This is a genomic window from Amycolatopsis sp. NPDC049691, assembly GCF_040675005.1.
In the GTDB taxonomy this organism is placed as follows: Bacteria; Actinomycetota; Actinomycetes; order Mycobacteriales; family Pseudonocardiaceae; genus Amycolatopsis.
The window spans coordinates 290,832-302,022 of the sequence record NZ_JBFANX010000008.1 but is presented as its reverse complement, the minus strand read 5'-3'; the positions used below and the strand labels follow the sequence as shown (position 1 = coordinate 302,022).

Here is an 11,191-nt window from a genome sequence, read left to right as displayed (position 1 = left end):
GAACGCCATGACCGAAGACCTCGCCGTCGCCGCACCGGCCCCGGCCACCGTCACCGACCCGCGCGCGGGCAGCTTCCGCGTCGACGCCCACCACGGCGAGATCCTGCAAGGGGTGTTCGTCGACGGCGGCCGGCTGCGCCGCGGCCTGGTCACCCTGCCGTGCCCGCTCTACAGCACCCGCGCGACCTTCCTGCCCACCGAGGACACCGGCACGACCGTGCGGCCCGCGTGGCGCGGCAAGGCCCGCCGCGCCGCCGACCTCACCCTGGCGCGGCTCGGCCGGCCGGTACCGGGCGGCCTGCTCGACATCACCAGCGACATCCCGCTGTGCCGCGGCTTCGGCTCGTCGACGGCGGACGTGACGTCGGCGATCGGCGCGGTGCTCGCCGCGACCGGCCGCGACCTCCCGGCGGCCGAGGTCGGCGCGCTGGCCGTCGAAGCGGAAACCGCGTCCGACTCGCTGATGTACGGCGGCCGCGCGGTGGTCTTCGCCCACCGCGAAGGCGAACCGATCGAGGACCTGGGCGAGCTGATGCCGTTGTCCGTGCTGGGGTTCGGCACCAGCCCGGGCGGGCGCGGCGTCGACACCCTCGAACTCACGCCCGCGCGCTACACGTCGTGGGAGATCGAGGCGTTCCGGCCGCTGCGCGGCCTGCTGCGGCGGGCCGTGCGGGACGGCGACGCGGGCCTGCTCGGCCGTGTCGCCACCGCCAGCACCCTGCTCAACCAGCGTCACCTGCCCGTGCCGGGGCTGGACCGCATCCTCGCCGTCGCCCGCGCCGCCGGGGCCGCCGGCGTGCAGGTCGCCCACAGCGGCGACGTCGCCGGCCTGCTCTTCGACGCGACCGACGCCGAAACCCCGGCGCGGCTGGAGTACGCCGCGGCGAGGCTCGACGTGACCGAGACCTGGCAGTTCGAAACCGAAAGGTGCGTCCGATGACCCTTGCCGCCCCCGTCAGCCACACTGTCAGCCGGTCCGTCGTGGAGGCGACCGAGCTGCCCCGGATCATCCGGATCCGGCCGAACTTCCACGTCGCCGCCTTCGGCCTGATGAAGCTGCTGCCCGCCCGGTTCATGCTCGACCGCGCCGAGGAGCGCGGGGAAGTCGGTCCCGGCACGACCGTGCTCGAGACGTCGTCGGGCACCTTCGGCCTCGGCCTCGCCATGGTCTGCCGGCTGCGCGGCTACCCGCTCACGATCGTCGGCGACCCGGCGATCGACGAGCCGCTGCGCCGTCGTCTCGAACACCTCGGCGCCCGCGTCGAGATCTGCCCGGAGCCCAGTCCGGTCGGCGGGTACCAGCGCGCGCGGCTCGACCGGCTGGAGGAGCTGCGCGCCGAGTACCCGAACCACTGGGTACCGGGCCAGTACCGCAATCCCGACAACCCGCGGTCGTACGCGCTCGTGGCCGAGCAGCTGGCCGAGACCATCGGCGTCCCGGACTGCCTGGTCGGCGCGGTCGGCTCCGGCGGCTCGACGTCCGGGACGAGTTCGTTCCTGCGCATGCTCGTCCCGGAGCTGACGCTGATCGGCGTCGACACCCAGCGCAGCGCCATCTTCGGCCAGCCGGACGGGCCGCGCGTGCTGCGCGGGCTCGGCAACAGCCTGGTGCCGCCGAACGTCGACCACGCCAGCTACGACCAGGTGCACTGGATCGGCGCGGCCGAGGCGTTCGCCGCGACGCGGGAGCTGTACGCCCGGCACTGCCTGTTCATGGGCCCGACGAGCGGCGCGTCGTTCAAGGTCGCCGACTGGTTCTCCCGCCGCAACCCGGACGCCACGGTCGTCGCCCTGCTCCCGGACGAGGGCTACCGCTACCAGGACACGGTCTACTCCGACGAGTGGCTGCGCGCCCAGGGGCTGGCGCACGCGGGGGCGGCCGAGCCGTACGAGGTCGTCACGCCCACCGAGCCCGGCGGGTCGTGGACGTGGCTGAACTGGGGCCGGCGTTCGCTGGCCGACGCGTCATGACGCGCACGCTGCTGCTCGTCGAGAGCAACACGACCGGGACCGGGCGGCTGTTCGCGCGGCAGGCCCGTGCGCTCGGGTACGAGCCGGTGCTGGCCGCGGCCGATCCGGCGCGGTACCCGTACGCGGCCGAGGACGGCGTGCGCGTGGTCCGGTGCGACACGGCGGACGCGTGCGCGGTGCTGGAGTCGGACATCGGGGAGCCCGCCGGGGTCACGAGCAGTTCGGAGTACTTCATCCCGGTGGCGGCGCGGCTCGCGGCGAAGCTGGGCCTGCCCGGTCCGGATCCGGTCGCCGTGGCGGACTGCCGGAACAAGGCCCACCAGCGGGCGGTGCTCGGGGCGCCGTGCACGGTGGCGACCTCGGTCGCGGAGGCGGTGGCGGCCGCCGCCGAGTTCCCGGTGGTGCTCAAGCCGGCCGAGGGCTCGGGCAGCGTCGGCGTGCTGCGGTGCGAGACGCCGGAGGCGGTGGCCACCCAGGCGGCGGCGCTGCTTTCGGTGACGCACAACGAACGCGGGCTGCCGGTGCCGGCGCAGGTGCTGGTGGAGCCGTACGCGAGCGGGCCGGAGTACTCGGTGGAGCTGTTCGGCGACGTCGTGGTCGCGGCGGTGCGCAAGCACCTCGGCCCGGCGCCGTACTTCGTCGAGGTGGGCCACGACGCCCCGGCGGCGCTGCCCGCTCCCGACGAGACGGCGCTGATCGACACGGCCCGGGCGGCGGTGACCGCGCTGGGGCTGGGCTTCGGCGCGGCGCACGTCGAGATCCGCTTGACGCCGGACGGGCCGCGGTTGATGGAGGTGAACCCGCGCCCGGCGGGCGGGATGATCCCGGAACTGGTCCGCGCGGCGACGGGGGTCGACCTGGTGGCGGCGCAGGTTTCCGCGGTGCTCGGGCTTTCCCCGGACCTGCGGGCTTCCCGGCGGGCGTGTGCGTCGCTGCGGTTCCTGACGGCGACTTCGTCCTCGGTGGTCGCTGCCGGGGACGCGGTCGGGAAGGCGTCGTGCGTGCCGGGCGTGGCCGAGGCCCGGCTGTACCGCGCGGACGGCACTCTCGTCCGCCCGGCGCGCGACTACCGCGACCGGGCCGGGCACGTGCTGGCGGTGTCCGACCGTCCCCGCGGCGCCCGCGCGGCGGCGGCCGCCGGCCTCGACCGCCTGCGTGCGGCGCTGGTGCCGAAGGGAGAAAGCCGATGACCTTGAGGTTCCTGATCGCCACCGTGGCGCAAACCGATCGTGCGCGCGACGACCGGGACGAAGACCGTCCCGAACCCCACCCGGACACCCCGGAAGGAGCACCCCGATGACCATCGCCCCAGGCGGGACCGGCCGGCTCACCAGCCCCATCTCCGCCGCGGCCCGCGAGATCCTCTTCGACCGCGACACCGCCCCGGCGCCCGATCCCGTCGCCGCGGAACTCGGGCTGATCAGCCAGGTCGACCGCGCCCACGTCGTCATGCTCGCCGAACGCGGCATCGTCGAACCGGGACCCGCGGCCGACCTGCTGCGCGGCATCGAAACCCTGCGGGCCCAGCGGTTCGCGCCGCTGCACGACGTCCCCGCCCCGCGCGGCCGGTACCTCGCCTACGAATCCCACCTGATCGACACCCTCGGCGCCGAGGTGGGCGGCATCCTCCACAGTGGACGCTCGCGCAACGACCTCAACGCCACCGTCGTCCGGCTGCGGCTGCGCGAACCGCACGAACGCCTGCTCGCCGAGTCCGACGCCCTCGGCCGCGCCCTGCTCGACCGGGCCCGGCGCTGGGCGGAGGTCACCATGCCCGCCTACACCCACCACCAGCCCGCCGTCCCGATCACCTACGGCCACTACCTCGCCGGGGTGGCGGGCGCGCTCGTCCGGGATGTCGAAAGCCTCTGGCAGGCCGGTGCGGAGATCGACCAGAACCCGCTCGGCGCGGGTGCGGTCGGCGGCACGTCGCTGCCGGTCGACCAGCACCGCACCACCGCGCTGCTCGGCTTCGCCTCGCCGATCCCGAACTCGCTGCACGCCGTCGCGTCGCGGGACCTGGTGCTGCGCCAGCTTTCCGCGGCCACCGTGCTCGGCGTGCTGCTCTGCCGCGTCGCCCACGACCTGCAGGCGTGGACCAGCGCCGAGGCCGGGCTGCTGCGGCTGGCCGACGACGTCGTCGGGTCGAGCTCGATGATGCCGCAGAAGCGCAACCCGTTCCTGCTGGAACACGTCCAGGGCCGGGCGCTCGCGCCGCTCGGGGCGTTCACGGCGTCGGCGAGCGCGATGGCCACCGCGCGGTTCACCAACGCCATCGCCGTCGGCACCGAAGCCGTCGCCCCGGCGTGGTCGGCGCTCGAAGCCGCGACCGACGCCGTCGTCCTGCTGCGGCTGGTGGTCGAGGGCGCCGAACCGGTGCCGGAGCGGATGTACTCACGGGCCGTCGACGGTCAGACCGCGGCCACCCACCTCGCCGAACGGCTCGTCGACGCCGGCGTCCCGTTCCGACAGGCCCACCACGACGTCGGCGCCATCGCGAAGGAAGCCCTCGCTTCCGGGCGCACGCTGCACGAGGTCGCCCGGGCCCGCCTCGGCGGGCGGCTCGAGCACGCGCTCGACCCGGCCGAGGTCGCCCAGCACGCGGCGCACGGTGGCGGCCCGGCGCGGGCGTCCGTGCTCGCGGCCGTCACCGAAGCCGAGACGGCGTTCGCCCGGATCCGCGCCGCGGCCGAGGACCGCCGCTGGCGCTGGAGCCAGGCCGAGGTCGGCCTCGACGACGCCGTCCGATCCCTCACCGAACCCCGGAGCACGCCGTGACGTTCACCGTCGTCCGCAACGACGAAGACCAGTACTCGATCTGGCCGGCCGGCCGCGACCTGCCGCCGGGCTGGCTGAGCGCCGGCGTGACCGGCACGCGCGAGGAGTGTCTCGCGCACATCGACACCGTCTGGACCGACATGCGCCCGCGGAGCCTCCGCGAGCGCATGGCCACCCGCTGACCCTTGAGGAGCCCGTTGTGACCACCTTCGCCGACGATCTCGCGACCCTCCGCCCGGAGACACCGTCCACTCAGGACAGTTACGTCGAGCTGCGCAGCGACACCTTCACCCTGCCGACACCGACCATGCTGGAGGCCGCCGCCCGCGCCCCGCTCGGCGACGACGTCTACGGCGAGGACCCGACCGTGGACCGGCTGGAGCAGCTCGCCGCCGAGCTGCTCGGCAAGCAGGCGGGCTGCCTGATGCCCAGCGGCACCATGGCCAACCTGACCGCGTTGCTGGCGCACTGCCCCCGTGGCGGCAAGGCGATCGTCGGGCACGAGTCCGATGTGTACGTCTACGAAGCGGGCGGCGCGTCGCTGTGCGGCGGCATCGTCTACGACCCGCTGCCGAACCTGGCCGACGGCACGATCGACCCGGCGGCGATCGCCGAGGCGTGCGCGGTCGACCGCAGCGACCCGCAGATCGCGCCGCCGGCGGTGCTCAGCCTGGAGACGCCGCAGAACCGGTGCGGCGGGCTGCCGTTGCAGCTGGACTACCTCAGCGAGGTGTCGCGGCTGATCCGCTCGCACGGCATCGCCCTGCACCTCGACGGCGCCCGGCTGTTCAACGCGGCGGTGGCGCTCGGCGTCAGCGCGGCGGAGGTGGCCAAGCACGCGGACACCGTGCAGATCTGCCTGTCCAAGGGCCTGTGCGCGCCGATCGGCTCGGTGCTGGTGGGCGACCGCGTGACGATCGCGGCGGCGCGCCGCATGCGCAAGATGCTCGGCGGCGGCATGCGCCAGGCGGGGATGATCGCGGCGTGCGGGATCGTGGCGCTGACGGACATGACCGAGCGCCTGGCCGACGACCACGCCCGCGCGGCGCGGCTGGCCCGTGGCCTGTCGCGCATCCCCGGTGTCCGGCTGGACCCGGGCCCGCCGTTGACGAACATGGTGTTCTTCAAGGTCCGCGACGACCGCTACACGACCCGCACCCTGATCGAGGCGGCTCGCAGGCGGGGGATCCGGGTGGAGGAGCTGGGCACCGACCGCATCCGCGCGGTGACGCACGCGGGCATCGACGACGACGCGGTCGACCGCGCGATCACGGTGTTCGGCGACCTCCTCGGCCACGACGCGATGGTCCGCTGAGCGCCTGGCGGCCCGGGGCGGGGTGCCGGCCCCGGGCCGTCTAGGGTGGCCGGATGGGGACGATCAGGCAGGTGCAGATCACGTTCGACTGCGCGGAACCCGAGCGGGTGGCCCGGTTCTGGTGCGAGGTCCTGGGCTACGAGGTCCCGCCGGCGCCGGCGGGGTTCGCGTCGTGGGCGGAGTTCGACGCGTCGTTGCCTGCTGAGCGTCAGGGGGCGGCGTTCGCGTGCGCCGATCCGTCCGGGGTGGGGCCGCGGTTGTTCTTCCAGCGGGTGCCGGAGGGCAAGGTCGTGAAGAACCGCGTGCACTTGGACGTCCGGGTGGGCACGGGCCTGGTGGGCGCCGAGCGGCTGGCCGCGCTGGAAGCCGAGCGAGACCGGTTGATCGCGCTCGGGGCGAGCCACTTCCAGACGCTGTACGCCGACGGGTTCAACGAGTCGTGCATCGTGATGCAGGACGTCGAGGGCAACGAGTTCTGCCTCGACTGAGGCGCCTCAGCACAACCTCCCGGTGTAGTAGGCCGCCGCCGACGTCACCTGGACGGCTCAGCGCCCGCCTCGACGTCCCGGTCACCGGTTCAGACCAATTTCGCCGCCACTGGATCGAGCAAGTACCCGCGGCCCTACCCATTCCTCTCGATCACCGGTGATCCTGCCTGAGGGTTCCCGCTCCCCGGGACCGCACTCGACCGAGGGGTGGGGTCATGAAACTCGCCGCCGCGTTCCTGCTCTTCCTCACGATGGTCCTCACCGGCCAACCCGCCGAAGCCGGCCAGACCTCCCTCAACGCCGCCGACCCCAGTGTCCTGCGGGTCGGCTCCACCTACGTCGCCGTGCAGTCGGCCGGCGGCGGGATCGTCGTCAGGCAAGCGTCCTCACCGGATGGCCTCGCGAGCGCCACGGCGAAGCGGATCTGGTCGGACACCGGCGGGCGAGGGGAAGTCTGGGCGCCGGAGATCGTCACCGACGGCGGGCGCTTCTACGTCTACTTCACCGCCGGTACCGGCTCCGCGCACCGGATGTACGTCATCAGCTCCACCACCGCCGACAGCGGGTACACCGGCGAAACGCAGCTCGCCCTGCCCGACGGCAAGTGGGCCATCGACGGCACCCTCTTCACCTTCAACGGCCAGCGCTGGTTCGTCTGGTCCGGGTGGGCCGGGGACACCAACGTCGAGCAGAACCTCTACATCGCCCGGATGAGCAGCCCGACCCAGCCGACCGGTGCGCGGTACATCATCTCGCAGCCACGGGAAAGCTGGGAGCGGGTCGTCGGCAACCCGTACATCAACGAAGCGCCCGAAGCCATCAAGGACCCCAACGGGCAGCTGCACATCGTCTACTCCGCCAACGGCAGCTGGAGCGACCAGTACTGCCTCGCCGAGCTCCGCCTGCGCGCCGGCGGCGACCCGACCTACGTGTGGGACTGGTACAAGTCGAACGGCTGCCTCTTCGGCTCCAACCGCGCCACCATGATGACCGGCTGGGACCCGACGCTCTACGTCAACGGCCCCGGCCACAACACCTTCGTGCTGCTGAACGGCGACATCGCGACCAGCCCGCCCGCCGGCCCGAGGTTCCCCCTGATGTTCCACGCCGTCCCGAAGGGAACGCCGTACTCCTGGGCGAACCGCTACTGGTACACCGGCTCGTTCTGCTGGTGGGGCTCGACGACGTACAGCCGGGCCAACGTCCCGGGCGCGAACACCGACACCGGGTTCAGCCTGAAGTTCTTCGAATGAGGGGGCCGGCGGGCCGGGGCATGGCCCGCCGGCCGGTTCCTCACACCAGCGACGCCGTCAGGCCGCCGTCGAGGACGTAGTGGCTGCCGGTGATCCAGGTCGCGCGGTCGGACGCCAGGAACGCCGCCACCTCCGCGATGTCCTGCGGCGTGCCCAGCCGGCCCTGCTTCGCCGCGACCAGGTCGCCGAACGGGACCTGGGTCGCCGCCTCGAAGTCGGGGACCAGGCGCTCGACCATGGCCGTGTCCGCGAAGCCCGGGCACACCGCGTTGACCCGGATGCCCGCCGGCCGCATCTCGACCGCCGCGACGCGGGTCAGCTGGATGACCGCGGCCTTCGTCGCGCAGTACGACCCGAGCAGCGGGCTGCCGCCGATGCCCGCGATCGACGCGATGTTGACGATGTTGCCCTTCGACTCCACCAGGTGCGGGGTCGCCGCCTTCATCGCCACGAACGTGCCGCGCACGTTGACCGCGAAGATCTTGTCGAAGCTCTCCGTCGACTGCTGCAGCAGCGGCGACGACACCTCGATGCCGGCGTTGTTGACCAGGACGTCGAGGCCGCCGAGGAGGTCGACCGCCTGCTGGATGGCCGCCTGGACCTGGGCTTCGTCGGTGACGTCGCAGTTGGCGACGCCGGCCGCGCCGATTTCGTCGGCCGCCTGCTTGGCCGCGTCGGCGTTCAGGTCGCTGATGACGACCTTCGCGCCGCGTTCGGTGAACAGCGCCGCGATCGCCTTGCCGATGCCTGCGCCGGAGCCGGTGACGAAGACGCGCTTTCCCTCGAGTTCGGACATGCTGGTTCCTCTCACATCGCTTCGATCTTGGGCAGGATTTCTTCCTTCAGCCGCTTCATGTCGTCGAGTGTCTTCGCCACCGGCACGTCCTGGAAGGGCGGCCACAGGAACGGCATCGTCAACCCGGCTTCGCGGTACCGCTTCAGCTGGTCGGTGATCTGCGCCGCCGAGCCCACGAGCAGGTTGGTGCCCTTGCCCATCGGCGACTGGTCCATGTCCTGGTCGGTGATGACGAACCAGATCATGCTGGCGATCTCCAGGTCGTCGACCGAGCGCGGCGTGTCGAGGGCGTCCAGCTCGCGCTGGATCTCGGTGCGCCACTTCCGGATGTCGTCGGGCGAGTCCTGGATGCCGATCCAGCCCGACAGGCCGTACTTCGCGATCCGGCTCGCCGAGCGCTTGGGGTCCTTGAGCCCGCTGAAGAAGATCGGCGGGTGCGGCTTCTGCACCGGCTTCGCGCCGAACCCGCTGCGCTGGAAGTCGGCGAACTCGCCGTGGTACTCGAACAGGTCGTTGGTCCAGATGCCCTGCATGATCTCCAGGGTTTCGCGGACGTGCTTGTGCCGCTTCGGGAAGATGTGCGACGCGCTCGCGGCGGCGAACTCCTCGGGCATCCAGCCGGAGCCGACGGCGACGTTGAGCCTGCCGCCCGACAGGTGGTCGATGGTCGCCAGCTCCGCGGCGAGGACGCCGGGGGAGCGGTAGGGCGTGTCGATGATGCTCATCCCGATCCGCACCTTCGACGTCTTGGCCGCGAGCCAGGGGATGAGCGGCATGCCCTGCAGGAACTCGCCGCGCGAGCTCACCGGGAGCCCCTTGGGGAAGCCGTCGATCATGCCGAAGGCGTACTGCATCTCCTCGGTGTCCGACGTCTCCGGCACGATGATCCGGTCGAGCGTCCAGACGGAGTCGAAGTCGAGGTCCTCGGCGAGGGCGGTGAGGTCCTCGAGTTCCGGCACGGTCACCTTGTCGCGGAAGTTCGGCAGGTAGAGGGCGAGTTTCATGGGTGTTCCCTTTCAGCTGGCGGTGAGGGAGGTGCGGATCTCGGCCTTGAGGACCTTGCCGACAGTGGACCGCGGGAGCTCGGGCCACACTTCGACCTGCTTGGGCGCCTTGACGCTGCCGATGCGGTCCTTGACGAACGCGATCAGCTCGCCGGTGTCCAGGTCGGCGCCCGGTCTCAGCTGGACGACCGCGGTGACGCGCTCGCCCCACTTGTCGTCGGGCAGGCCGATCACGGCGCAGTCGCGGACGGCGTCGTGGGCCATCACGGCCTGCTCCACCTCGGCGGAGTAGACGTTGAACCCGCCGGTGATGACCATGTCCTTGGCGCGGTCGACGATGTGGAGGAAGCCCTCGCCGTCGAGGAAGCCGATATCACCGGTGTGGTGCCAGCCGTGGGCGGACGCCTCCGCCGTGGCCTCCGGGTTGCGGTAGTAGCCGGCCATCACCAGCGAGCCGCGCACGCAGATCTCGCCGCGTTCCCCTCGCGGGAGCGGGTTTCCGGCGGCGTCCAGGATCGCCACGGTGACCAGCGGCGACGGACGGCCGGCCGAGGACAGCCGTCCGGTGTGGACGGTGCCGTCGGGGTGCCGGTGCTCGGCCGGCGACATCGTCGAGATCATCATCGGGGCCTCGGACTGGCCGAAGAGCTGGGCCATCGGCCCGATCCGGTCGAGGGCTTCGGTCAGCCGGGCGGTCGACATCGGCGCCGCGCCGTACCAGAAGCACTGCAGCGACGACAGGTCCGTGGTGTCCAGTGCCTCGTGGCCGAGCACCAGGTAGATGAGCGTCGGCGGCAGGAACGTGTGGGTGACGCGGTGGCGTTCGATCAGCTCCAGGAACCGGCCGACGTCGGGCTTGGGCATGATCACGACCTCGCCGCCGCGGGCGAGGACCGGGAAGCACAGGACGCCGGCCGCGTGGGTCAGCGGCGCCAGCGCCAGGTACACCGGCCGCCCCTCGAAGGGATAGCTCATCAGCGTGATCGCCGACATCACCTCGAGGTTGCGGTCGGTCAGCATGACGCCCTTGGGGCGGCCGGTGGTGCCGCCGGTGCCGACGAGCGCGACGACGTCGCCGGGCGGGGCGGCCGCGGCGGACGGGTCGTCCTTCGCCTGGCCGAGCCAGTCGTCGAAGCCCGGGGCGAAGCCGTCGCCGTCACCGAGCCGGACGAGCGTGGTCAGCTTCGGCAGCCGCGGGGCGATCTTGCCGACCAGGTCCTCGAAGGCGGGCTGGAAGATCAGGGTGGTGCAGTCGAAGAGGTCCAGCAGCTCGGCGTTCTCGCCGGCGGCGTTGCGCGGGTTGATCGGGCACCAGACCGCGCCCGCCCGGGAGATGCCGAAGACACAGGTGAACGCCGTCGGGTCGTTGGCCGAGAGGATGCCGACCTTGTCGCCGGGCGCCACCCCCGACCGGCGTAGGGCGCGGGCGACGGCCTCGGCGAGCTCGACCACTTCGCCGTAGGAGCGGGAGACCCCGTCGAGGGTGAGGCAGGGCGCCCCGGGGTCCAGGGAGGCGCCTTTTTCCAGGTAGAAGAACAGAGACATCGTCGTCCCTCCCGAACTCCGCCGGCGGCTGGTGACGACCT

Annotated in this window: 11 protein-coding genes; 8 read left to right on the top strand and 3 right to left on the bottom strand. The window is 72.4% G+C overall.

Annotated elements, in window-relative coordinates:
- The first annotated feature begins 7 nt into the window (after positions 1 to 7).
- The 8 genes from AB0J40_RS20990 (at position 8) to AB0J40_RS20955 (ending at position 7,805) form a co-directional block, all read left to right on the top strand.
- Positions 8 to 940 (top strand): kinase, encoded by a 933-nt coding sequence (locus tag AB0J40_RS20990; protein WP_364455507.1) that lies wholly within the window; start codon positions 8 to 10, stop codon positions 938 to 940.
- Complete coding sequence (locus AB0J40_RS20985) at positions 937 to 1,971, top strand: pyridoxal-phosphate dependent enzyme (RefSeq protein ID WP_364455504.1); 1,035 nt, start codon at positions 937 to 939, stop codon at positions 1,969 to 1,971. The genes AB0J40_RS20990 and AB0J40_RS20985 overlap by 4 nt, the downstream gene beginning before the upstream one ends.
- Entirely contained in the window at positions 1,968 to 3,161 is a 1,194-nt protein-coding gene (locus tag AB0J40_RS20980; RefSeq protein ID WP_364455502.1) for an ATP-grasp domain-containing protein, read from the top strand. The genes AB0J40_RS20985 and AB0J40_RS20980 overlap by 4 nt, the downstream gene beginning before the upstream one ends.
- A gap of 106 nt (positions 3,162 to 3,267) precedes the next feature.
- A complete protein-coding gene (locus AB0J40_RS20975; RefSeq protein WP_364455499.1) occupies positions 3,268 to 4,749 on the top strand; it encodes an argininosuccinate lyase in 1,482 nt (493 codons plus the stop codon).
- Positions 4,746 to 4,931 (top strand): MbtH family NRPS accessory protein, encoded by a 186-nt coding sequence (locus tag AB0J40_RS20970; RefSeq protein WP_364455496.1) that lies wholly within the window; start codon positions 4,746 to 4,748, stop codon positions 4,929 to 4,931. Before AB0J40_RS20975 ends, AB0J40_RS20970 begins: the two co-directional genes overlap by 4 nt.
- Before the next feature lie 17 nt (positions 4,932 to 4,948).
- On the top strand, positions 4,949 to 6,064 hold the full coding sequence (locus AB0J40_RS20965; RefSeq protein ID WP_364455493.1) for a GntG family PLP-dependent aldolase: 1,116 nt from the start codon (positions 4,949 to 4,951) through the stop codon (positions 6,062 to 6,064).
- Between the two features lie 53 nt (positions 6,065 to 6,117).
- Positions 6,118 to 6,552, top strand: coding sequence for a VOC family protein (locus tag AB0J40_RS20960; RefSeq protein WP_364455490.1), 435 nt, complete (start codon positions 6,118 to 6,120; stop codon positions 6,550 to 6,552).
- 215 nt (positions 6,553 to 6,767) lie between these two features.
- Positions 6,768 to 7,805: a glycoside hydrolase family 43 protein gene (locus AB0J40_RS20955; RefSeq protein ID WP_364455488.1), complete on the top strand. Its 1,038-nt coding sequence runs from the start codon at positions 6,768 to 6,770 to the stop codon at positions 7,803 to 7,805.
- Between the two features lie 40 nt (positions 7,806 to 7,845).
- On the opposite strand, the gene AB0J40_RS20950 is transcribed toward AB0J40_RS20955, so the two are convergent.
- From AB0J40_RS20950 to AB0J40_RS20940, 3 genes are read right to left on the bottom strand one after another with little or no spacing between them, the layout of a single operon-like run.
- A complete protein-coding gene (locus AB0J40_RS20950) occupies positions 7,846 to 8,601 on the bottom strand; it encodes an SDR family oxidoreductase (protein ID WP_364455485.1) in 756 nt (251 codons plus the stop codon).
- An 11-nt stretch (positions 8,602 to 8,612) separates the two neighbouring features.
- Entirely contained in the window at positions 8,613 to 9,605 is a 993-nt protein-coding gene (locus AB0J40_RS20945; RefSeq protein ID WP_364455482.1) for an LLM class flavin-dependent oxidoreductase, read from the bottom strand.
- 12 nt (positions 9,606 to 9,617) lie between these two features.
- On the bottom strand, positions 9,618 to 11,150 hold the full coding sequence (locus AB0J40_RS20940) for a long-chain fatty acid--CoA ligase (protein ID WP_364455480.1): 1,533 nt from the start codon (positions 11,148 to 11,150) through the stop codon (positions 9,618 to 9,620).
- Positions 11,151 to 11,191 lie beyond the last annotated feature (41 nt).

What these genes read in the sequence shown, in the direction of transcription:
- AB0J40_RS20990 (WP_364455507.1), top strand. Translation starts at nt 8, where the DNA reads ATGACCGAAGACCTCGCCGTCGCCGCACCGGCCCCGGCCACCGTCACC.
- AB0J40_RS20985 (WP_364455504.1), top strand. Translation starts at nt 937, where the DNA reads ATGACCCTTGCCGCCCCCGTCAGCCACACTGTCAGCCGGTCCGTCGTG.
- AB0J40_RS20980 (WP_364455502.1), top strand. Translation starts at nt 1,968, where the DNA reads ATGACGCGCACGCTGCTGCTCGTCGAGAGCAACACGACCGGGACCGGG.
- AB0J40_RS20975 (WP_364455499.1), top strand. Translation starts at nt 3,268, where the DNA reads ATGACCATCGCCCCAGGCGGGACCGGCCGGCTCACCAGCCCCATCTCC.
- AB0J40_RS20960 (WP_364455490.1), top strand. Translation starts at nt 6,118, where the DNA reads ATGGGGACGATCAGGCAGGTGCAGATCACGTTCGACTGCGCGGAACCC.
- AB0J40_RS20955 (WP_364455488.1), top strand. Translation starts at nt 6,768, where the DNA reads ATGAAACTCGCCGCCGCGTTCCTGCTCTTCCTCACGATGGTCCTCACC.
- AB0J40_RS20950 (WP_364455485.1), bottom strand. Translation starts at nt 8,601, where the DNA reads ATGTCCGAACTCGAGGGAAAGCGCGTCTTCGTCACCGGCTCCGGCGCA.
- AB0J40_RS20945 (WP_364455482.1), bottom strand. Translation starts at nt 9,605, where the DNA reads ATGAAACTCGCCCTCTACCTGCCGAACTTCCGCGACAAGGTGACCGTG.
- AB0J40_RS20940 (WP_364455480.1), bottom strand. Translation starts at nt 11,150, where the DNA reads ATGTCTCTGTTCTTCTACCTGGAAAAAGGCGCCTCCCTGGACCCCGGG.